Source organism: Photorhabdus sp. P32, assembly GCF_038085095.1.
Classification (GTDB): Bacteria; Pseudomonadota; Gammaproteobacteria; order Enterobacterales; family Enterobacteriaceae; genus Photorhabdus; species Photorhabdus luminescens.
In genome coordinates this window covers 1-22,494 of the sequence record NZ_JAZGJN010000208.1, presented here as the reverse complement: position 1 = coordinate 22,494, position 22,494 = coordinate 1, and the positions used below count along the sequence as shown (strand labels likewise).

The window sequence follows — 22,494 nt, the reverse complement described above, 5'->3', positions numbered from 1 at the left end:
CAATTCTCTCTCTCATTTCTATTACGACAGCAGTACCATACCATTAAATACAACAAACTTTTGAAAAACAGATATAAATAATGCATTTATTAGGTATAATAAAGTTATAATTATGTTATGATAAGTCATTATATCAACAAAATATTATGAGATTGAATAGATGGATTTGGAAAAGTTAAGAAAATTAACCCTCAGTAGTGGATTCACATTTAAAGAGCTTCTTATGCTGCAAAGGACCTTTAAAAATCTTGACGATGATGAAAGAAGATATGTAATAAGATATTACACAAAAAGCGATAATATTTACAATGTTATAATAGTGCTTGCTGAAGATGCCGGAGATCCCGTGTTATTTTTAACTTTCACATATACATGCTTCATAATAGCTGGGCTTCTCAGCTATGATAAAAATACAATATCCATTTTATCATTTGCGTCGCTCATTTATATAATTCTAACAATAATATGCATATGCTATAAGTCTTTTTATCACCGCTATCGTTATAATTTTTTCACATGTATAAAATTAGTCATTTTCTATATTCGTCTAAAAACAAAAGAAAAACTCAAACAGTTATAAAGAATAAGTATTTTACGGCAAGCAATTTATATAGTTATAACAATGAGTTTAAACAAATGAATTTAATTGACTTAAGAAAATTAATATTAAATAGCGAATTCACCTTTAAAGAATTGATTAAGATAAAGAGAAACTTTATTATGCTATATAAAGATGAGCCTGATATTTATGATAAATACCAAAGCAAAACAGATTGTTTTTGTCATTATCTGTTATTTATAGCTGAAGAAGTCGCTATACCATTAATATATTCAACACTAATTAACTTATTTATAATATCAGGAATGTTTTTCGGTGGAAAAGCATATGGAATTCCATTGATGATTTTTGTTTACTTATCAATAACAATATCAGCTTTATTCTATTTCAGCTACTCCGTTAACTGTAATTTCATAACAGGATCAAAATTAGCAATATTCTATATTCGTTTTAAAATAAAAAACAAATTTAACCATTGAGTTCACCAATAAAACATGATAAAAATAACTGATTATAAGACCAAATAAAATCGAGCCTAAACAAATGAACCTAACTGACTTAAGAAAATTAATATTAAATAGCGGATTCACCTTAAAAGAATTACTTAAGATAAAGAGAAGCTTTATTATTCTACACAAAGATGAGCCTGATGTTTATGACAAATACCAAAGTAAAACAGATTGTTTTTGTCATTATCTGTTATTTATAGCTGAAGAAGTCTCTTTACCATTAACATTTTCTACTTCAGTTTTTTCATTTATAATAACAGGCATGTTTTTCAGTGAAATGGCATATGGAATTCCATTAATGTCATCTATTTACTTATTTTTTGCTATTTCTGCTTTTATTTACTACAGTCTTTCCGTTAGCTGTAATTTAATCACAGGTTCAAAATTGTTAATTTTCTATATTCGTTTTAAAATAAAAAATAAACTTCAATCGTCATGAAGTTTATATATATCATCTATCAAAAGTTTGACTTTATACATACTACCAGATATTTGAATGGTTAAAATAGGATTTGGTGTTAACCTCCATTTTCTGGAAAAATCCGAATTAATATATCTGAACAATTTCCCCGTCCCCGGTTTGACAGAATAGCCTCCTGATATATTATTCTTAGATTTAACCGGTTTAAGCTTGAGCATTCCATATGTTCCATATGCACTTGCCATTAAATCAACTGAACTATAAGCAACATCAGCTACACCATCATCATAACCTAAAGCATGAGAGATGTGCCTATATCCTGCCCTGACCCAGCCGATATCTTGATTCTCATAAAGAATCGGACTAATAGATTCATAAAAGTTATTACCTCCATGAGCGAATAAAACAACTCCCAGTGATTTGACAGTTTTAGATCTTACTAATTTACCTGACTTAAAAATTGAAAAACCAGCAAACATCTGAACACCACCAGCAACAACCCCACCGCCTATTTTTGCGTATTTAACCACACCATGATCTTCAAATATATCGGTTACAATATATTTGGTATAATCCTTACGCCTTAAAGCCTGATATTCTCTTTCCGTTATTTCATATTCATCTTTTACTTCATAAACCAATCTCTTCTTTTCATTTACATCAAAGGTATTTTTAAACTCACGTGTTTTTATATTAACAAAGTCATCAATTTCTTTTAAATATGACATTCTCAACTGGCTATCCTCTATAAAAAAGCTGGCAGCCAAGTGTGCTTTACGCTTCAATGACGAAGCGTAATTATTTAAATCATAAGAAAGATGGGATATCCCTTTCATAAAAACCTCAATAAACGTTGTCTTCCCATATACTATATGCACTAGTGCCGGACATAACATGTTCCCACGTTATTGATTTATACATTAAAGATAAACTCTCCTGTGGCTGGCATTCATTATGCGTAGATGAATTTGGATAAAAGCCATTCAATCCACATAGATATGCGCCGGTGAGTTTTATCTTATAATAGAGTTCTAAACCACCTTTAGTTGATGTTCTGTAAAAATAAAAAATACATTGCAGCGATTCTTTATTGGTTATGGCTAATCCCAAAAGAGGAGAAGATTTGTCTATTGGCTTTCTTATCTCAACCGGTTGATGGTTAACAGTTGACCTCTGGTTATATTAGACGTCAATTCATAAACAAATATATGGTCTTCATGACCAAGCTGACATGTGTTACCAATAGAATCAACCGTTGAACATCCTTGTGATATCAAACCTTGTTTATCACCCTTAATTTCCAAATAGATTATATTTGCCATAAATAACCATCAGTTAGTCAATTTTTCAAAAACGTGAATATATATCAAATTAATAAGAATTATAATTAGTTATAAGTTTTATTCCAAAAAATGTGATATATTTCATGACAAGATAGACTCAGTTAATATTTTTGTGTTAGTAATTTAATTAATTTACTAATCCAAGCAAACTCAGAATAGATGAGAGATATTGGTAATCAAATTGTACAAGATATATTTACCCAAAACACTTAAAGTTTTTGCCCAAGGTTAGTTATAGCAGAGCAGAACAAAAAGGAGGAATGGGGAAACGAAGCGTAATGCCGAGGCACCCCGGCAATGAGATAAAAGAAGCTCTAAGAAGAGCCATTATCAAGCAGTTAGGTCTTTAACAAATCCAGCCCTTCGTGGCTGGTACTTGCGGACTTTCACCATAAAAAAATATGCGATATCCAGTAAACTTACAGTCAGCCGATGAGGGCGGCTTTGTTGTATCGTTTCCCGATATACCAGAGGCCCTTACACAAGGTGATACACGCGAAGAAGCGCTAGAAATGGCGCTTGATGCACTTATTACCGCTTTTGAGTTTTATTTTGAAGACAGTGAGAAAGTGCCTTTACCTAGTTCAATAACAGGTGATTTTGTCGATGTGCCTATAAGTGTTGCAGCAAAAATTATGATGTTGAATACGTTTATTGATTCCGGCTTAACTCAGGTGGAGCTGGCCGTGCGTATTACGGTTAAAAAACAGGAAGTACAACGTATTTTTAATTTACGGCATTCAACAAAAATCGACACTGTTCAGCGTGCTATCGGGGCAATGGGTAAAAATCTTGAGGTATCCGTGACTTCACACTGATAGGTAACGGAGGCAACAATATAAAGCTTTATTCAGTCTCTTATTGGTATGACCCACGCCAATAAGAGACCAGAGATCAGCACTCAGTAAAATGCTGGCATAAAGCAGGGTATTTTCTGATCCCTTCCGCCAAAAACCTTAATTTATATTCAGTATTGGAAACCATGAGCAGATCACGTAGTCATGATGAAGCAGTAATTGAAATAATTCGTAAGGACCCTGAGTTTGCTGAAATATACCCTATGGATTTCAAGATGCATCGCGACGGCAAGGGAGCGAATCCCCGGGAGCATAGATAACTATGTGACCGGGGTGAGTGAGCGCAGCCAACAAAGAGGCAACTTGAAGGATAACGGGTATAAATCAAATACCATTTTCTCCGCGTTATCCTACCCCGATAACGCTTTTTCTCTCATTCTTTTACAACGGCAGCACAATATTGCTATCGGCCAATAGCCCCATATTGTTATACATAGCACAAGCCGCATCCACCAGATGCATAGCCAACGCAGCGCCGCTCCCCTCCCCCAAACGCATGTCCAAATGTAGATAAGGCGCTAGTTGCAGGTGTTGCAACGCAATAATGGAGCCTTTCTCTGCCGATAAATGCGAAGGAATCAGGTAATGACGCACATCAGGAGCGATTCGACAAGCGGCCAGCGCCGCCGCGTAAGAGGGGAATCCATCCAGAATCACCGGCAGCCCGGCAGAAGCCGCGCCAAGCATGACGCCCGTCATCCCCACCAAATCATAACCACCAATCTTTGCCAATACATCAATGCCATCTCTGGCATCAGGTCGATTGATTTCTATCGCCTGTTGCACAACCGCCACTTTATGATGCAGGCGTTCTCTGGGAAAGTTAGCTCCAATGCCGACGATCTGTTGTGGATGATTGTCGGTAAAGACGCTGACTACAGCCGCCGCCGGTGTGGTATTCGCCATACCCAATTCCCCCACGCCAAACAATTTCACGCCATTTGCAACCTGTTCCAATGTCAGGTGCGCACTTGCCAGCAACAGATCTTCTGCTTGCTGGCGGCTCATCGCTGGCCCTTGAGCAATGTTGCCACTGCCGCGCCCCATCTTCATGTTCACTAATCCCGGAACAGGATCACTATCAATGCCCACATCCACAACTTTAATATCTGCGCCCGCGTTCACCGCCAAAACGCAAACACCAGTGATCCCTTTCATCATATTCTGCGCATGAATAGCCGTTGCTGACTTAGGCGATATGGTCACGCCTTCGTCATAAACCCCATGATCAGCAACCATCACAATAATCTGTTTACGATCAATATGATGGCCCGGCAATCCTCGCATTCCGGCAAGCTGAATCGCCAGATGTTCCAGACGACCGAAGCTGCCTGTCGGTTTAACCAGCCCATTCAATCGAGTGGCAGTACGCACCATCGCAACGTTATCCAATGGCACAATAGCATTAATGATCGATGACAATGTTTGCATGGTGTTATTTCCGTATCTCAAGCAGCCAGTCAATGCGGTTATTAAATGTACGTAATGTAGTAAATCCATGTTGGATTTCCACGACACTGTACGCTCCCTGTTCAAAATGAAAATGCCACATAGCAGCAGGCGGCATAGCTAGCAGACGCGCCAGTAATAAGCCCAATACCCCCTGATGCGCGACTAATAACAGATTATCCTGACTTTCTTGTATCAGCAGTTGCTGAACCACATGTTCTATCCGGGCCGCAAATGTCGGAAAAGTTTCACCCCCGGTCGGGGATGCCTGTTGCCAATCTGCTAACCAATCAGCCCAGGCTTGAGCGTCTTCATGCTGCAAATCACGGTGATGGCGCATTTCCCATGCGCCGAAATGCATCTCATTAAGTTGAGCATCAATGCTAACTGATAGAGAATGATCGGCCAGAATAATCTCCGCAGTATGGCAAGCCCGCCGTAGCGTGCTGCTCATCGCTTGTGAAAATGTCACTGCCGATAGATAACGGGCAACTTGCCGAGCCTGATTAATTCCCGTTTCAGTCAGCTCCACATCCGTCATACCGCAGAAAACTCCGCTCAGATTCGCTTCCGTTTGACCATGCCGAACCAAAAATAGTCGCATTATCGTTACTCAACCTCAGATGTGTTTAAGGATAGCTAATTCAGAAACATGTAGATTCAGATTCGTTTTTTTAGACTGACAGGAGACAATCACTCCGGCATATCATATATTTTTTTAGGGGCATCTTATTCCTTCAGCAGTTGGCGAATGCGATGGGTGTTTCTCGCAAGGTTATCGGCCAAATTGCGAATAATTCCCGGCGCCTATCCGTTGAAGAAGCCACGCAATTGGCCGGTTTATTTGAAACAGACGAGGATTTTTGGATTAACCTTCAAGCAACTCATGATCGCTGGGAAAGTCGCCAAATTTCCGCCCGTAAACATTACGCGCCTATTACTGTTATTCTTTCAGCCAGCTAATGCTTGGCGCAAGAATAGGGAGTTGGACATTCTGTTAGGAAGTTGCTCACAGTAGCGCCAGTAAAAACACCAACTCCCCAACCTCCACTGACGCACCAAGGGTATCACCGGTCTGACCGCCTAATCGTCGATGCAAATACACCGCCAACAACCCGATAACCAACAGCGTGATCGCTAACGCCAACACGCCAGACCAGCGCATCAGTAGAGCAATCAACATTGCCCCGCCTAACAATGTCAACAGTGTCTGATAACCGTTAACCCGCCCGATATAGAGATTCCCCAATCCACTCCCTTCACGAGCACAATGCTGGCGGTACATTAACAAGATAATCGCACTCCTGCCCGCAACAGATGCCGCAGTCAAAACCATTAGCATAGGAGCGCCACGCAGAGATAATTCACTCACCACCAGCACTTTCGCCAAAATAAGGAAGATCAATGCTAAACCACCATTTGTTCCCAAACGGCTATCACGCATAATCTCTAGCATCCTTTCCCGCTTACGGGCAGAAAACACGCCATCACAGGTATCGGCTAAACCATCAAGATGAAGAGCCCCAGTTAACAACGCCAGCGCTAGTACGTACCCCAATGCCGCCAAGGGCACGCCACACCAAGGAGCCAACAAGGTAAAAACCGCCGCAGCAAGCATACCGACAATCAATCCAACCAGTGGGAAACTCGCTATACCGCGCACGTACTGATCTATTTCTAATCCCTGTGTCCAGCGCGATGGTACTGGAATGCGAGTCATAAATTGTAAGCTGGCAAGAAACAGACGCAGATTCATTTAATTTTTACCTCAATTCCCGATACCATCAAAAATACTTCACTGGCAGCCGCCGCCAGCCGCTGGTTAACCCTTCCGGCAATATCGCGGAAATGACGGGCCAGACGGTTTTCCGGCACAATGCCCATTCCCAGTTCGTTAGTGACCAGATATATCGGGGAAGTCATGCCGGCACAAGCCGCTAACAGATCGCTAATTTGTTGCTGAATTCCCACCTCCAATACCGCAAAATCCATGTGTTCAGGCGGCGTCTCCCCAGCTTGCTCAAATAATAGGTTGGTAATTAAGGTGGTGATACATTCCAAGATAACCGCTTCTCCCGGTCGGGTTTGTGTCGTGATAACTGCACCGAGATCGCGATAACCTTCCCATGTGCGCCAATGGGCTGGCCGATTTTCACGGTGCAGTTGTATACGTTCAGCCATTTCACTGTCGGTCACCACGGCAGTTGCAATATACAATACCTGTTCACTCGCTTGCGCCGCTAGTTTCTCCGCCAGCACACTTTTACCACTGCGGACGCCGCCGGTAATCAAAATCACGGAGCCGAACCTTGTCGATGGGTTTTCATACACTGATAAATCCGTTCTATATCCAAGTGTTCACGCATGGCTTTCGCCAGGAGGTCAAATTGAGTCTGTTTGTAGTGGGTATAATCCAATGTTTCCCCTTGATAAGCCGTCAATCCTTTGCGCTGACGCAAAGTATTAAGCAACGCGCGGGTAAAATTAGCGCTATCAAACAAGCCATGAATATAACTGCCCATCACATTGCCCTCTCGATTAACCGCACCATCACACCAGCTACCCGACTGGCCGTTACGCTCAGTAATACAGGCAAACGGTATTGCATCCTCCCCCAGTAATGAATTGCCCATATGAATTTCATAACCTCGGATAGGCTGCTCAATGCAGTCTGACAGCAAGCCCGGCAATGCTGACAGGCACTTACCCTTTACTCTGGTTGTCACCTTTTCATCGGCAAAGCGGGTTTCCATATCCAGCAATCCAAGGCCATCCATCTGTTCAATGCCCGATTCCACGCCATCAATGATCCGTTTCCCCAACATTTGATAACCACCGCAGATACCGATAACCGGAACACCAGCCTGATGTGCCGTTAACAAGGCATCCGCTAACCCGTTCTGCCTTAACCACTGCAAATCTCCCAACGTGTTTTTGCTACCGGGTAAGATAATCAGATCCGACGGCTGCAACGCGGATGGTTGAGTCACATAACGCAAACGAACATCCGGCTGCACCGCCAGCGCGTTAAAATCAGTAAAATTGGCAATATGGGGCAAACGAATCACGGCAATATCCAGCGCCTTTTCTGTTGCGCCATCATATTTGCCGGTTTGTAACGCGACACCATCTTCATCTTCCAGATCAATATTCAGCCAAGGCATGACTCCCAAGACAGGCACTCCAGTCAAGGCTTCAATCTGTTCAATACCCGGCTGGAGCAGGCTGATATCACCTCGGAATTTATTGATGATCACTCCTTTTACCCGCGCTTTTTCCTCCGGGCGTAGCAGTGCCAATGTGCCATAAATAGCTGCAAATACACCGCCGCGATCGATATCCGCGACCAACAACACCGGGGCATCAACCATCTCCGCCATCCCCATATTGACAATATCGCGATCTCGCAGATTAATCTCCGCCGGACTGCCAGCACCTTCCAGCACAATGACGTCATATTCACCCGCCAAACTGTGAAAAACCTCGCAAATTTGCTGTTGTAAACTAGGCTTGTATTGGTGATACTCCACCGCATTCATGCTACAGGCTACTTTTCCCATCAACACAACTTGCGCCTTACGCTCGCTGGTGGGTTTAAGCAATACCGGGTTCATCCGCACATCAGGCTCGATACCTGCCGCCTCTGCCTGAAAAATTTGCGCCCTTCCCATCTCCTCGCCGTTAATAGTGATACCAGAATTCAGCGCCATATTCTGTGATTTAAACGGTGCGCAGCGATAACCATCCTGAACAAAGATACGGCACAAGCCCGCAACCAACACACTTTTCCCAACATCGGATGCCGTACCCTGCAACATTAAAGACAAGCCCATCATGCTATCTCCTTTTATTGGTGTAGCAGAGCAAAAAGCTGCTCCTCAGTTTTTACAATGGCGATCCCGATTCTTTATCTACCTTATGCTTCAACATACCATTGCTTATTGACCAAAATGGTAGAGAAATAAGGTAATTTTTGATCGGCGTCCACCTGTTCCAAACGACGCCAGCACTGCTCACTTGGCAATGTAGCGTCCGCCATCAACAAGGCATGTTCAAACAAATTCAGGCGTGTCAACAATGTACTCACAGCGGCAAAACGGTTATAAACTTTCATCAGCACCACGCAATCATGCGTTTGCAGCGCCTGCTCCAACTCAGCTTCCGGCGCAGTGCAAGACATTATCGCCATTGATTGCTGTTCCATCGCCAGTGGTAGTACGGTACGCGCAGCAATCGCGGCAAAAGAGGTGATACCCGGGACAATTTCTAGCCACTCTTGCCGACCAATTCGCGCCAGCAAAAAGACCCAAGTACTAAACAACATGGCATCACCCAACGTGATAAAACCCACTTGCAGCCCTTTTGCTACTTCATCTTGCAATTGTTGCGCCACTTCATCCCATACCGCCTGTTTCTCTTCGCCATTACTGTTCATCGGAAAATGGCAGGTACGAATTTCTGTGTGGGGTAACAGGTATTCACGCACGATGGAGAGCGCCAGACTATCCCCCCCTTTACGCCCCGCAGGGGCATAAAGCACATCAAGGCTAGCAAGTATTCGAGCTGCGCGTATGGTAATCAAGTCGCTGGCGCCCGGACCGACGCCTATGGCATAAAGTTTTCCATTCATCACATCACCTCCTGCTGATCTGTCTGTAACGCATCTGCCAAGTGTTGAACGAACATTTCACGGATCAGTGGATTTTCACCTAATCCCTGTAACCAAGATTGGGTTTTGATTCCAACAGCTTCTAATTGAGAACGCCACGAATCCGGCTCGTCTGATGCCATATCGTTAATCGCATGATCGCCAGCCACCAGCATTAACGGCATCAAATGTACCTTACGTACTGCCTGCCGCCGTAAGCGAATGATGATATTGTCGATTTCCGGGTAGCTTTCCACCGCGCCGACCAACGCCGGGAAATTATGTGAACTCATCAAGTGATCAAGGCACGCGTAGGCAGAAAAAGCATGGTGACTAGCGCCATGCCCCATAAACACCACGCGCTCATCCTCATCTAATGGCGGCATCTGATTTTTCAAGGCAATAAGCAGTTGTTGATAATCGGCAAAACTGTTAAGCAACGGCGTACCGACAACCAAACGCTGGAAATGATCACTAAAGGTGCGCACTTCGCTGACGATCTTTTCATATTCGTCGCCGTTGATAACATGCAGGGATTGAATAGCCACATCCTGATAACCCTCGTTGGCTAAACGCTCCAACGCCTGACGTGGGTTATCCACTTGTAAGCCATCACGTTTTTTTAGTTTACGGATGATCATTTCTGAGGTGAATGCACGATACAGATCGCGATCACGGTAAGCCGCTGCCAGTTGTTGTTCACAGACATCAATATTTTTTTGTCGAGTTTGATGATAGCTGGTACCAAAACTGATGATTAATAGTGCTTTTTTCATTTTATTGCCCTCATTATTCCTGCCAACTGGCTAGGTGTTGGACAAACTCATCCAGCGAACTAATCTGCTCTCCTTCATCTCCCTGTAAGGTCTGTGTCGGACGGCACACCACAATACAGGGAATATTAAGCGCCAAGCAGGGAGCGACTTTCTGTTGATATCCCCCTTCGGCCCCGGACTCTTTTGTGATCACCACATCAGGGTGACAAAATTCATATACTGCATGGTTAAATTCAGCCGTAAATGGCCCACGCAACGCGATAATATGATCGACCCCCAATCCTAACGCTTCACACTGAATCAACACCTCGGCGGTCGGCAATACCCGTACCAACAACGTTTTTCCCGGTAGTAAACGCTGATACAGCTCCAGTTGCTTACTGCCGGTGGTGAGCAAGATCCGTTGCCCTAACGTCCGGGCAACGTCGCAAGCCGCCTCTATACTATTCACTTTGTGCAACAGTGGATGGCTCAATAAGTCAATCTCACTGGGACGCTGATAACGAGTAAGCCGCAGTGACAAACGACGACAGGCCGTAATCACGTTGTGGCTTAATGCATTTGCGTAAGGGTGAGAAGCATCAATCACCCAACGTACCTTATGCCGATCAAAGTAATCCACCATCGCCTCGGCATCCATTCGCCCTACCACCACGTCTCCCTGAATATCACCCGCCAGTTGCTTCCCTGCATCAGTAGCAACAGAGAGGCGATAACGTGCTCCTGCTGCGTCTAATGCCCGGCAAATCAGCCGGGCGTCACTGGTACCGCCGAAAACATGGATAGCCGGATGGCTCATAATTCATACCCCCGCGGCGTGATCATTAATCCATCACGGCAATAGGTCGTTTGATTGCCTACAATCACCAAACTGGTCATATCCACCGGGGAGAAATCCATCTCGCCAAATGTAGTGATCCATTTATCCTGTTTTTTACGTCCAGCGGCTTTTACTACGCCAACCGGCGTCTGCGCCGCTTTCCACGGCCGCATAAGTTCAAATGCTTTAGCAAGATGTCCTTCACGGCCACGACTACGTGGGTTGTAGAAACAAATAACAAAATCGGCTTGCGCGGCGGCAATAACACGCTTCTCAATCATCGGCCACGGTGTTAGCAGATCACTTAAACTGATATGACAAAAATCATGCATCAACGGCGCGCCCAACAACGACGCCGCAGCAATACTGGCGGTAATCCCGGCGACCAACCTGACTTCAAGATCACACTGTTGCTGGCAAACCAATTCCAGCACTAAACCGGCCATGCCATAGATTCCCGCGTCACCGCTGCTGATCAAAGCGACTTTACGGCCGGACAACGCCAGATCGATCGCCCTCTGGCAGCGTTCAATCTCCTTGCACATACCGGTCTTAATCACTTCTTTATCCATCGTCAAATGTTTAACTAAATGGGTGTAGGTTTTATAGCCGACAATAATTTCAGCTTCGCGGATCGCCTCAATGGCCTCCTGCGTCATCATGGATTCATTGCCTGGCCCAATGCCGATTACTGTTAACATGATTGTGATACCCCCAAAGTGATAGTGACGCCCTGCTGACGCAAGGTCCGACCAACCAATTTTCCTTCGCTCATCAACCAGGCGACAGGTTGCGAAACACTGCCAACCCCTACCGTCTGGCGTACAAAATCGGAAGCAGGAAAACGTTGCTCATGAAGACTTAATTCATTAACACTGAACAACTCAAACGGTACACGCCAACGCTGTGCAAGCTGATTTAGCGCTGGTTCATCTTTTTTAATGACAACACTGCCAATGGCACGCAGCGCCATCAGATCGAAATGGTTTTCCGCCATCTGCTGCTGCAATAGCTCAATCACGGTTTGCAATGGCGTATCTCGGCGACAACCAATCCCGGCGACAACCCGTTTCGGCACCAGTTTGTAAACCGGTAGAGATAATTCCGGCAACGAATCTCGCAATGTGATACACACCAGCGCATCCAGCTTTGGTAACGCCTCCAGACACGCTACCGGGACAAAACCCCGGATATCACACTGCTCACGTTCGTTAAGTAGTGGCTCATCCCACCACAGCCCCACTTTTTGACCACTGACCAACATTTGATTTATCACCTTCACCACGTGGCGAAAATCCTGCATATCAGCATCTAATTGAGTGGCAAGGGTGTCCAATGCCGCCATCCCGTTAACGTCTGTAGCTGTCGTGATCACCGGATCAGCCCCCAATAACTTCGCCAAACGGTGAGTCAATGCATTAGCTCCTCCCACATGACCGGATAGCAAGCTAATAACATGTTGACCACCTTCATCAATCACCACCACGGCGGGATCATGCATTTTGTCGTTTATGAGTGGCGCCAGCATGCGTACCGTGATGCCAAGCGCCGCCACTACCACCAACGCCGAATAGCATTTAAATGCTTCACGCAACGTGTCGCCAAAGCTGCCGTTAAAAGGCGTAAACCCCGGCTCCAATAGCTTTTCGCTGGTAAAACAGGTCAGAGGAAGATGCGTTTTCAACCGACGTACCAGTCTGACCCCTCCCGGCGTCAGACAGAACACCGCAATCGATTCATGCCCGGCGATATTCATGGCTAAACCCCGCATCGTAAAGCTTGGAATAGTGGTACTCCTCTCCCAAAAAAGCGCCAACCAGAATCAACGCGGTTTTACGGATACCCGCTGCTTGTACTTTTTCGGCAATATCGGCCAGCGTACCGCGCACGGTTTGACTTTCAGCCCAGGTCGCTTTGTATATCACCGCAACCGGCGTAGTCGCCGGATAGCCGCCAGCTTGAAGACGCGCAGCCACATGCCTCATCTTCTGTACAGAAAGATAAATCGCCATTGAAGTTTGATGAGCAGCGAAGGATTCCAACTGTTCGAGCGGCGGCACCGGTGTACGACCTTCAATCCGGGTAATGATCAAGCTTTGCGCCACTTCCGGTACGGTATACTCCACCCCTAATTGAGCGGCTGCCCCAAGGAACGCGCTGACACCCGGGATTGAGACAAAATCAATGCCCGCGTCGGTTAAAGCTTCCCCTTGTTCGCGTATGGAACCGTACAGTGAAAGATCGCCGGTTTGCAGCCGCACCACCAATTTACCCGCACGTACACCATCAACCATCAGTGCAACAATCTGCTCCAACGTCAGACCGGCGCTGTCATGACACTCAGCCTCTGGCGGGCAATAATCCAACAGTTCGGTATTAATCAATGAACCGGCATAAATCACCACCTGCGCCTGTTGTAGCAAACGGTAGCCTTTCAAGGTGATCAACTCCTTATCACCCGGTCCGGCCCCGACAAACCACACTTTTCGGGGATCAAAATATTCAGACATCGATCTTCTCCTTGTAACAGGAAATCAGATAAGTCGGATTATTTGGTTTGAAATAGTGACCACTACCAAGGGATGCCAGAGTAGAGGCTTGTAACTGGATGCACTCCAAGCCACTGATGTGACAGGTCCGCAAATGTTCCAGCGCATCATTCAGGTTATTCAACAAAATGAAAGTCAATACCAAGCGGCCGCCGGGGTACATGTGATCCAGCGCCCAATCGATCAAGGCAGTCAATTGCCCGCCGCTGCCGCCGATAAATACGGCATCTGCCATTACATCCAACGCTAACGGGGCTTCTCCTGCAATGATCTCCACATTATGACAACCTAATCGTTGACGATTCTCCTCAATCAAGGCCAATGCCGCCGGGTTGCGTTCAATGGCAGTAACGGTCAGAGCCGGAAATCGTAATGCCGCCTCCAATGCCACACTGCCCGTACCCGCTCCCACATCAATCAATTGGCTGGCATCACTGAGTTCCAGCCGCTCCAGCGCCAACGCACGTACTGGTTCTTTGGTCATTGGCACTTTCTGTCCGCGTAAAAATTCATCATCTCTCATTTAGGATCACCACCACATTCATGTCATAGTCAGTCGCCACCGCTTCCGGCCGCAGACGGTGAATACGCTCATTAGGCAAAGAGAGGTTTTCACCAATAATCAATGTACGGTTCAGGCCACGCTCAATAATGGCCTCCGCAATTGCCCGCGGACCGACGCGCCCATCAGTTACCATGCCTACTTTGTCGTGTTGCAAAAGCCAGCCAAAATCCGGGGTACGCCCGTGACTGCTGGTCAGATAGATATTGTTCATATCCAGCGCGGCTTTAGCGCATAGATATTGAATTGAACTGATACCCGGAATGATGCGCAGATCCTCTGCGGTAAAATATTCCGACAATAATTTGCCAATGCCGTATAACAGCGGGTCACCGGACGCCAATACCACAATCTGGCGTGTACTGTTGTTCTGGAGCCAAACCAGTAAACTGGCAAGATCAGCATCCAGTACGCGTGTTTCGTGGGTGACACCGCTAAATATCTCCAAGTGGCGTCTACCGCCGACCAATACCTCCGCCTCAGTGATACAGTGTTGTGCCTGCGGTATCAGATACGCAGTATCGCCGGGACCAATTCCCACTACGGTGATCATCGCATTGCCTCCAAAATGTCATTCAGTGGGCGACTGGCGCCAAGTATCTGATTATCAAAAGAGAACATGATGGCATCACAGCACGGCGGATTAACCGCAAAACGCAACATCTCACGCATTCGTTCACAAATACGTTCGGCAATCCGGTCATAAACTGCCTGCAAGCCGTGTTCTGCAATCAGTTCCATTGCAGCTTCGGTGGTATCGCAATGACTCACCGCCAACAGCAGTTCCTGCGACGCCCCCATTAATGCCAAATAAGCAATCAACGTTTCCATGCGACCATCAGCAATATGGCTGTGGGTATGGAAAATTCCTGCCGCCACTTTCACCAGCTTGCCGGGATGCCCCACCAACATGATATGGCGGAACCCAAGCCGTACCGCTTCCTGCAACATGTAACCAACGAAGTTACTCATGGTTACCACTAGCTGACCATCAAGCCCCAATTGTTCACGCACAAAACGCTCACCGTGATTGCCCGGCACCAGAATGACCTTTTCAGCACCCGCCGAACGTTTCATTTCCAGTTCTAACGCCAATGAACGTTTCCAACTCTCTTCCGACATTGGCGTGACGATGCCGGTAGTACCAATGATGGAAATACCGCCCAGTATCCCCAATCGCCCGTTGTAAGTTTTCTTTGCCCGCTCTTCACCCTCCGGTGCGAAAATTTCCACCTCCGCGCCCCGTAGAGGACCGATAGCCTCCCGTACTGCGGCCTCAATGGTTTGACGCGGTGTACGATTAATCGCAGCGCTGCCTACCGGCAATCCCACCCCTTTGCGGGTAACCGTGCCGACACCTTCCCCGCCTCGCAGATGGATCTCACCGTGGTCACACAAGGTGACACGGGCAAAAATCAGCATGCCATGAGTAGCATCCACATCGTCGCCGCCATCTTTACGGATAGCGGCGGTCGCCTGCTGGCCTTCAATCAGTGGTTGTTCAACGTTAAGGCGCAATGTCACACCAGAAGGTGTCACAATAGAAACATGATCGATAACTTGCTGACGCAGCACCATTAATGCGGCAACCTTGGCGGCCGCAGTCGCACAGGAACCGGTGGTGTAACCTTTGCGATACTGCTTACCGTTATGCCAGATGCTATCTAGTTGCGTGGCGTCACTCATAGCGCCTCCCGTAATCGATACAGAATGGCATTGATAATCGCCGCCGCGATATTACTTCCCCCTTTACGGCCTGCGGCGGCGATACAAGGCAGTTCACTTTGCATCAAAGCCGCTTTCGATTCCGCCGCGCCAACAAAACCAACAGGCACCCCAACCACCGCCAATGGCGAAGCCTGCCTTTCCAACAAACGGAACAGGGCGGTTGGGGCGTTGCCGAACACAAAGATTTTGTCACCCTCTTCCGCCAGTGCGACGTCTACCGCGGCCATAGAACGCGTGATGCTTTGCGCTTTCGCCATCGCTACGACACGCGGATCACTGATATAACAGCGGCATTCACCCCCCATCTGATGTAACAGTGCTTTGTTGATACCGGATTGAGCCATTGTCGTATCGGTATACAAGGTGCATCCCCGACTTAATGCCTCTGTAATGCGGGCCAGCACACCCGGCGAGAACCATAAAATATCCAACCAGTCAAAATCTGCGGTAGTGTGGATTACCCGTTTAATTACCGCTTCTTGCATCTCATCAACAAAACGATAATCGGGGCGTTCACTGGCAATAATATCGCCAATGATTGCAAAGCTATTCTGTTCAATTTGCTGAGGTTTCTGGAGGTAGTTCATATTGTTGCCCTTTTCTAAGCCATTCCGACCAACAGTAAACGCAACAGCGCAAACAACAGTAAGGCCAGTTGCGAAGCTATCATCATCAAATGGATACTGCGCGGGATATCCGTCAGCGCGATTTTACGGCGTTCATCGCCAATCCAAGGTTTATCTACTCGTTCACCAAAATAACAATTCGGACCACCAAGACGGATACCCAACGCTCCCGCCACCGTCGCTTCCGGCCAGCCACAGTTAGGACTGGTATGTTGATAACGATCACGCCAGCCAATACGCAGTGCCTGGCGAAAATCAAGCCGGATGAACCAAGCCGCCGCGCTCAATAACAGCCAACTCAACCGCGCCGGTAACCAATTCGCCAAATCATCCATGCGAGCGGAAACATACCCAATAGCGCGGTATTCCTGAGTTTTGTATCCCACCATTGAATCGAGGGTGTTAACTGCTTTATAAGCCATTGCCAACGGCGCACCGCCAATCATCAGGAAAAACAGTGGAGCAATAACCCCATCAACGCTGTTTTCCGCCACCGTCTCTACCACTGCGCGGGTGATTTGCGGCGTATCCAGTTGAGAAGTGTCTCGTCCAACAATCCATGACAATTGCTGGCGACTCTCATCCAAGGAGCCCTGTCGTAATACGCTATGTACCTCTAGCGCGGCGTCACTCAGACAACGGCCAGCCAACAGGGTATAAATCATCCACACTTCAACCAGCCAGCCGACCCAAGGATGAATGGAGTTCATCAGCCACAAACATCCCCAACTCACCAACCAAGTCAGCCCAACAACCACTATCCATAGCCCTGCTCCACCAACTTTCAATGCCCGTTCACTGTGACAACAGCGCCGAACCGCCCGTTGCACCAATGAGATCAGCTTACCAATCCAACGCACTGGATGAGGCCAATGCGGCGGATCGCCTAACCAGCTATCGAGCAAGAAAGCAGCAAACCAGGCAGCAAGCGTCACAATAGCCTCCTTGCAGACTTCAACCAGCGATCAAGCAGACTAGGACGCTGAGCAAAATGGATATGAAGATAACTGGCTAGCGTCTGCTGTACCTGATAACCTCCGGCCCATTGCTGTATCGCCATCCCGTCACGCCATTTAGTACAGTCAAAGACTGAGGGCACTGAGCTGATAAAATCAGAATAATGAAACTCGTGGCCCCGTAAAATCTCGCCTTCTGCGGCCAGCAAAGTGTCAAAACGGGCCTGTGCCTGACAGTAACCAAAGCGCATCAACCGCGTACCCATATGACTTTCTCCCGGCAAAATACCAGCCATCTGGTGGCTCTTCCCCTCACCGTCGGTCAATGATTTGCCAAGGTACATCAGGCCGCCGCATTCAGCATAAATGGGAACCTGACGATAATGAGCATCCTGTAAGGCTTCCCGCATGGCGCTATTGGCGGCCAGCTTAGCGGCGTATATTTCCGGGTAACCGCCACCGAGATAAATCATCTGACAATCGGGTAAACGGCGATCATGCAGTGGACTAAAACGGTGAATACGTACCCCTGCCCGCTCCAACATCTCCAGATTATCTGGGTAATAAAAATTAAAGGCTTCATCATCTGCCAACGCTAACGTCAAGCCATCAGCCAATGCGGGATCAGGCAATGATGGAATCTCACCCTCCGGTAAAGCCGAACAGTCACAAAGCGCCAACAGACGATCAAGATTGATATGCGCCTCCACCTGTTGCGCCAGCCGCTGCCAGCGAGCATCATTGTCAACCTGCTCTTTAGCAGGAATAAGACCAAGATGACGAGACGGTAACGACACATCCTTCATCACGGGCAAACGTCCCAGCACCGGAACACCACAATAATGTTCAATCGCATGACGAATAAGTTCGAAATGATTTTCAGAATTGACGCGGTTAACAATGACGCCTGCAATGGTTAAAGAGGGATCAAAACGACAAAAACCCAGCACAGTTGCGGCAACAGAAGTCGATACTGCCTTACCGTCCACCAACAAAATCACCGGGCATCCCAACTGCTTAGCCATTGCAGCGCTACTGCAATAATTCGGGTTAGTACCATAACCATCATACAACCCCATCACACCTTCAATGACCGCTACATCAGCATGACGCATATGCTCATTATAAAGACCATTAAGCGTCGCTGTCGGCAGCATAAATGCATCAAGATTACGAGATGCTACGCCACACACCGCGCTGTGCCAGCCGCTATCCAGATAATCCGGCCCCACTTTAAACGGCTGGACAGCCAACCCTCTCAGCATCAATGCCCGCAAAATGCCAAGGGTAACAGTAGTCTTACCACAGCCACTACCGGTACCAGCAATAACAAATGCCTTCCTGCCTAACCATTGCATAGAAAATTCCCGATATGTCGATCGGAAAATGAGCGCCAATAAGACGTGCCAGCACTGCGCACACCACTCGGATGACAACTCGCTTCCCACCGAAGGAGTTAATGTCTCGTGCCTGTCAGGTCGGTCTTCTGGCTTAGCGTCACCCTTCCCCGCCACCTTCCCAGTCTTTCCGACCAGTGGTATCAGCGGAGTTGTCAGCATCACAGCAGCGGGGGCTGCGGAGGATTTTCACCTCCTTCCCAACCACACTATTAAGGTGTGGTATTAACCCAACGGCGGTTTATACCTTTCATCTTTCAAGCTGCTGCTTTGTTGGCTACTTTCACTCACCCCAGTCACATAGTTATCTATACTCCTGGGAATTCGTTCACTTGCCGCCGCGCTGCAACTCGAAATCTATTAGGTTTATTTATTTTTAACGTGGCCTACTTTTCAAGTTATTAAATCATTAGATAACTAATGATATATATTCACTTTTACCATAATAACCTTATTAAATTCGTTGAATTTAAATGCAGGTCAAATATATTTCTCCATATCAATAAAGCGGTTAATTTTATTATTTTCGGCGATAAACTTATGCGATTTATAACAAAAATCACCGTCAATCTGGTGATAAAGATAGTAGCAAAACTACAACAGATTAATCGTTGATCATAATCAACTATCTATTCATATAATATAAGATTATGATGTTGTTTATCGTAAAATCGCTGCTTACACCATCAGTATAACTAAATCATAATGAGAGCTCTCCATGTTATTAGATACCTCTGTACCCCGCATTATTGGCGCCTGTTTTTATTACTCACCGAAATCAGAACAAATCCGCCCGCTAATTCCATTATTTGTCGATATTGATAAATTATTTCCTTGGTCAAATAACCGCAAAATAGAAAATCTGACCAAAAAACTCGCTACCTTCTCGGCCGAATCTCTACAATATGACTACTCCATCTTGTTCGAAGGACAAGGTGTTATGCCAGCGCCACCTTGGGGATCGGTTTATCTGGACAGAGAAAACTCGCTATCCGGTGAAAGCACGCTGGCTTACCGGGAATTTCTGGCAAAACAGAATATCGTCATGTCTAGTGAACAACGGGAACCCGAAGATCAATTCGGTCTAATGCTGCTGGCCTTAGTTTATATTTTGGAACAAGGGCATAAACCTGCTGCTCGTACACTGTTAGAACAGCACTTACTACCGTGGGCCTACCGTTATCTGGAATTGGTTCAGACAACTAAGCTGGAAAATGATTTTTATTCCATTTTAGCGACGATTACTATTGACTATTTAAAAACCTTGCAAACTGAATTGAAACTCATTCCGGCAAGACCAGAATTATTTCGCTAACACTTTTATTATTCCACAACAAATGCTCCGGGTAATAAATTTAGTAACAACTAATAAATATACATTCTCCCGGAGTTTAACTCTCATTTAATCAATTCATCCTTTATAACAACGAATTTATACCAGAAAAACCTTTATAGCCAGTCCTCGTTCTATTGAACGTTATAGCCCTATTGCCGTATATAAAACTATTTATCTGATTTTTATGTTACTTATTATTGGCTATGGATAACAGGCACCCAATGGAATGATTTTATGCGCTAAAAAAACTGTCGATTAATTCATAAATTAATAAACATTAAATACTCATATAGAGGATTCATTGAAGCTTTAAAAACATTTCTTCAATTGAATGTCTGTTTCCATTACATGGAAAGATTAAAAATGTAAACAACATGAGGTAAAAACATGAGAAAAACCTTTTTAGCTACACTTATTACAGGGATTATGTCAACAAGCTGTTTCGTACAAGCACTTCCCGAAAATAAAAGCGAGCATATTGCTGATCTACAAGAAAATACCAGCAACGAAGCTCCGCTATTAAAATCTACCGATCCGGGCGCTGAGCGATTTAAACATGTGGGAAAACTAAGCGGTCGTGGTCTATGTACCGCAACACTTATTGCCGGTTCAGAAACCCCTGATGCCAATCAACAAGCCCTTATTCTTTCCGCAGGCCATTGTTTTGACTCTTCATTAGATACTAATGAAGTCGTGATTGATCAACCATTAGGCCCTGGTTGGACATACACACCAAATTACTTTATTGACTTAATCAATAAACACCAACCTGTTGGCGTTGATAGGGTTTTATACGCAACCATGAAAGGCGGAGACCTTGCAGTTTTCAGACTTAAAGCAACTTATGGTGAGTTGGCGAATCGCGGAATACTGCCGGTGACTTTACACAAAGATTATAAACCATCAGTAAGTCAGCCGATTGAACTTGCCCACATTCCGGCCAATGGCATAGCGGGTGATAAACGCTATCTACGCTATTCAGCTTGCTCCATTACTGGAAAAACTCCTCTCGTGTATGAAGGTACATGGGTTTGGTCTCCGGCCGTTTCTGTTGATTGCGCCGGTGTTGCGGGAGGAACTTCTGGTTCACCGGTTATATTGAAAGATAACCCCCAAATAATTGGTGTATTAAATACCACCGTCGATCGAAATTACACGGGTTGTGGTGTTAATCGGCCTTGTGAGTTGGTTAAGGATAAAGGTTTTTCACGTGAAGGTGACAGTTATTATATTCCTGTTGATAAAATTGCACGTGCATTCACCCCTGATGGAAAACTGGATTTAAGTAAATTTGATGATGGCAAAGGTATCACTATTAACGCTGGCGGCCCACTAATTACTAAGAGCACAGTTAACAACAAACCTGCCGCCTGGAATTTACATCTTGAAGAGCAAGGTTTTGATAATATTCGCTATAAAGGAGGACTTGCGAGTAATATTGATTGTTCAGATCCTGAAGGATACAGCAAACCTATTCCAGTCACGACACAACCGCTGGATAAACTTACCGTTCCTTCCAAAGAAGGGATTTACGCTATGTGCGTCATTGGACAACATTCTGCAAATAAAAACTGGCAGAGTACGTCTAACGCATCAATAAAATTACGTGAAATTGATGACACGCCTCCGACAATAAAACCAACAACAAGATTAGTTTTTGAAACAGAGGATAGTTGGATTGTTGATCCTACTTTTAACCCCTATGAAATTGTTGACTTACGTGTAAAATCAGGTCCATTAAAATCCACAAAATGCGACGATGACACAGGTTACTCTATTTATAGAAGAATCCCAATTTCTCTTAAAAAGAAAGACTCCCCAGTACGCTTTTGTGTATATGGCTTAGATCAAGCAGGTAATAGAAGCCCAATATCTTTTAGCGATTTTAAAGTTAAAAAATAAATTTTTAAACCTGGCCAGCATTTGCTGGCCTCAGGCCGCTGACAAACCTCGTTGAA

Annotated in this window: 24 protein-coding genes, 2 pseudogenes and 1 riboswitch; of the genes and pseudogenes, 7 read left to right on the top strand and 19 right to left on the bottom strand. The window is 45.7% G+C overall.

Annotated elements, in window-relative coordinates; genetic code table 11:
- Window positions 1–636: 636 nt before the first annotated feature.
- Together V2H77_RS04155 and V2H77_RS04150 are read left to right on the top strand one after the other, a co-directional pair.
- On the top strand, window positions 637–1,038 hold the full coding sequence (locus tag V2H77_RS04155) for a hypothetical protein (protein ID WP_341497796.1): 402 nt from the start codon (window positions 637–639) through the stop codon (window positions 1,036–1,038).
- Between the two features lie 64 nt (window positions 1,039–1,102).
- Entirely contained in the window at window positions 1,103–1,507 is a 405-nt protein-coding gene (locus tag V2H77_RS04150) for a hypothetical protein (protein WP_341497795.1), read from the top strand.
- Here the strand turns inward: V2H77_RS04150 and V2H77_RS04145 are convergent.
- Both V2H77_RS04145 and V2H77_RS04140 read right to left on the bottom strand, forming a co-directional pair.
- Window positions 1,495–2,325, bottom strand: coding sequence for a DUF4225 domain-containing protein (locus V2H77_RS04145; protein WP_341497794.1), 831 nt, complete (start codon window positions 2,323–2,325; stop codon window positions 1,495–1,497). The two genes, V2H77_RS04150 and V2H77_RS04145, sit on opposite strands and share 13 nt — an antisense overlap.
- 7 nt (window positions 2,326–2,332) lie before the next feature.
- Window positions 2,333–2,811: pseudogene (locus V2H77_RS04140) on the bottom strand (Hcp family type VI secretion system effector).
- A gap of 284 nt (window positions 2,812–3,095) precedes the next feature.
- On the opposite strand from V2H77_RS04140, the pseudogene V2H77_RS04135 reads away from it, so the two are divergent.
- Both V2H77_RS04135 and V2H77_RS04130 read left to right on the top strand, forming a co-directional pair.
- Window positions 3,096–3,182, top strand: a pseudogene (locus tag V2H77_RS04135) (mRNA interferase); the annotation flags it as partial.
- Between the two features lie 51 nt (window positions 3,183–3,233).
- A complete protein-coding gene (locus tag V2H77_RS04130) occupies window positions 3,234–3,650 on the top strand; it encodes a type II toxin-antitoxin system HicB family antitoxin (RefSeq protein ID WP_341497793.1) in 417 nt (138 codons plus the stop codon).
- 420 nt (window positions 3,651–4,070) lie between these two features.
- On the opposite strand, the gene cobT is transcribed toward V2H77_RS04130, so the two are convergent.
- The gene (gene cobT / locus V2H77_RS04125) at window positions 4,071–5,120 is read right to left on the bottom strand and encodes a nicotinate-nucleotide--dimethylbenzimidazole phosphoribosyltransferase (protein WP_341497792.1); all 1,050 of its coding nucleotides are present in this window, start codon (window positions 5,118–5,120) and stop codon (window positions 4,071–4,073) included.
- A 4-nt stretch (window positions 5,121–5,124) separates the two neighbouring features.
- Window positions 5,125–5,742, bottom strand: a complete 618-nt coding sequence (locus V2H77_RS04120; RefSeq protein WP_341497791.1) for an adenosylcobalamin/alpha-ribazole phosphatase — start codon at window positions 5,740–5,742, stop codon at window positions 5,125–5,127.
- A 140-nt stretch (window positions 5,743–5,882) separates the two neighbouring features.
- On the opposite strand from V2H77_RS04120, the gene V2H77_RS04115 reads away from it, so the two are divergent.
- Complete coding sequence (locus tag V2H77_RS04115) at window positions 5,883–6,101, top strand: helix-turn-helix transcriptional regulator (protein WP_341497790.1); 219 nt, start codon at window positions 5,883–5,885, stop codon at window positions 6,099–6,101.
- A 46-nt stretch (window positions 6,102–6,147) separates the two neighbouring features.
- Here the strand turns inward: V2H77_RS04115 and cobS are convergent, their stop codons facing one another.
- From cobS to V2H77_RS04040, 15 genes are all read right to left on the bottom strand, one after another.
- Complete coding sequence (gene cobS, locus V2H77_RS04110; protein ID WP_341497789.1) at window positions 6,148–6,894, bottom strand: adenosylcobinamide-GDP ribazoletransferase; 747 nt, start codon at window positions 6,892–6,894, stop codon at window positions 6,148–6,150.
- Complete coding sequence (gene cobU, locus V2H77_RS04105) at window positions 6,891–7,436, bottom strand: bifunctional adenosylcobinamide kinase/adenosylcobinamide-phosphate guanylyltransferase (RefSeq protein ID WP_341497788.1); 546 nt, start codon at window positions 7,434–7,436, stop codon at window positions 6,891–6,893. Before cobU ends, cobS begins: the two co-directional genes overlap by 4 nt.
- A complete protein-coding gene (locus V2H77_RS04100; RefSeq protein ID WP_341497797.1) occupies window positions 7,433–8,971 on the bottom strand; it encodes a cobyric acid synthase in 1,539 nt (512 codons plus the stop codon). Before V2H77_RS04100 ends, cobU begins: the two co-directional genes overlap by 4 nt.
- A gap of 83 nt (window positions 8,972–9,054) precedes the next feature.
- The gene (locus tag V2H77_RS04095) at window positions 9,055–9,768 is read right to left on the bottom strand and encodes a cobalt-factor II C(20)-methyltransferase (RefSeq protein WP_341497787.1); all 714 of its coding nucleotides are present in this window, start codon (window positions 9,766–9,768) and stop codon (window positions 9,055–9,057) included.
- Complete coding sequence (cbiK, locus tag V2H77_RS04090) at window positions 9,768–10,562, bottom strand: sirohydrochlorin cobaltochelatase (protein WP_341497786.1); 795 nt, start codon at window positions 10,560–10,562, stop codon at window positions 9,768–9,770. Before cbiK ends, V2H77_RS04095 begins: the two co-directional genes overlap by 1 nt.
- A gap of 13 nt (window positions 10,563–10,575) precedes the next feature.
- Window positions 10,576–11,361, bottom strand: coding sequence for a cobalt-precorrin-6A reductase (locus V2H77_RS04085; protein WP_341497785.1), 786 nt, complete (start codon window positions 11,359–11,361; stop codon window positions 10,576–10,578).
- A complete protein-coding gene (locus V2H77_RS04080) occupies window positions 11,358–12,083 on the bottom strand; it encodes a precorrin-3B C(17)-methyltransferase (protein ID WP_036777387.1) in 726 nt (241 codons plus the stop codon). Before V2H77_RS04080 ends, V2H77_RS04085 begins: the two co-directional genes overlap by 4 nt.
- Window positions 12,077–13,138 carry a cobalt-precorrin 5A hydrolase gene (cbiG, locus tag V2H77_RS04075; RefSeq protein ID WP_341497784.1) on the bottom strand — a complete coding sequence of 354 codons (1,062 nt, stop codon included), beginning with the start codon at window positions 13,136–13,138 and terminating at the stop codon, window positions 12,077–12,079. The genes V2H77_RS04080 and cbiG overlap by 7 nt, the downstream gene beginning before the upstream one ends.
- Window positions 13,119–13,892 (bottom strand): cobalt-precorrin-4 methyltransferase, encoded by a 774-nt coding sequence (locus tag V2H77_RS04070; protein WP_341497783.1) that lies wholly within the window; start codon window positions 13,890–13,892, stop codon window positions 13,119–13,121. The genes cbiG and V2H77_RS04070 overlap by 20 nt, the downstream gene beginning before the upstream one ends.
- Window positions 13,885–14,454 (bottom strand): decarboxylating cobalt-precorrin-6B (C(15))-methyltransferase, encoded by a 570-nt coding sequence (locus V2H77_RS04065; protein WP_341497782.1) that lies wholly within the window; start codon window positions 14,452–14,454, stop codon window positions 13,885–13,887. The genes V2H77_RS04070 and V2H77_RS04065 overlap by 8 nt, the downstream gene beginning before the upstream one ends.
- Complete coding sequence (locus V2H77_RS04060) at window positions 14,444–15,046, bottom strand: cobalt-precorrin-7 (C(5))-methyltransferase (RefSeq protein ID WP_341497781.1); 603 nt, start codon at window positions 15,044–15,046, stop codon at window positions 14,444–14,446. Before V2H77_RS04060 ends, V2H77_RS04065 begins: the two co-directional genes overlap by 11 nt.
- Entirely contained in the window at window positions 15,043–16,179 is a 1,137-nt protein-coding gene (gene cbiD / locus V2H77_RS04055; protein ID WP_341497780.1) for a cobalt-precorrin-5B (C(1))-methyltransferase CbiD, read from the bottom strand. The genes V2H77_RS04060 and cbiD overlap by 4 nt, the downstream gene beginning before the upstream one ends.
- On the bottom strand, window positions 16,176–16,808 hold the full coding sequence (locus V2H77_RS04050) for a cobalt-precorrin-8 methylmutase (protein WP_341497779.1): 633 nt from the start codon (window positions 16,806–16,808) through the stop codon (window positions 16,176–16,178). The genes cbiD and V2H77_RS04050 overlap by 4 nt, the downstream gene beginning before the upstream one ends.
- Window positions 16,809–16,822: 14 nt before the next feature.
- Window positions 16,823–17,782 (bottom strand): adenosylcobinamide-phosphate synthase CbiB, encoded by a 960-nt coding sequence (cbiB, locus tag V2H77_RS04045; RefSeq protein WP_341497778.1) that lies wholly within the window; start codon window positions 17,780–17,782, stop codon window positions 16,823–16,825.
- Entirely contained in the window at window positions 17,779–19,161 is a 1,383-nt protein-coding gene (locus V2H77_RS04040; RefSeq protein WP_341497777.1) for a cobyrinate a,c-diamide synthase, read from the bottom strand. The genes cbiB and V2H77_RS04040 overlap by 4 nt, the downstream gene beginning before the upstream one ends.
- Before the next feature lie 101 nt (window positions 19,162–19,262).
- A riboswitch (cobalamin riboswitch) is annotated at window positions 19,263–19,449 on the bottom strand.
- Between the two features lie 469 nt (window positions 19,450–19,918).
- Here V2H77_RS04040 and dmsD point away from each other — a divergent pair.
- Together dmsD and V2H77_RS04030 are read left to right on the top strand one after the other, a co-directional pair.
- Window positions 19,919–20,515: a Tat proofreading chaperone DmsD gene (gene dmsD, locus V2H77_RS04035; RefSeq protein ID WP_341497776.1), complete on the top strand. Its 597-nt coding sequence runs from the start codon at window positions 19,919–19,921 to the stop codon at window positions 20,513–20,515.
- 408 nt (window positions 20,516–20,923) lie between these two features.
- The gene (locus tag V2H77_RS04030) at window positions 20,924–22,438 is read left to right on the top strand and encodes a trypsin-like serine peptidase (RefSeq protein WP_341497775.1); all 1,515 of its coding nucleotides are present in this window, start codon (window positions 20,924–20,926) and stop codon (window positions 22,436–22,438) included.
- Window positions 22,439–22,494 lie beyond the last annotated feature (56 nt).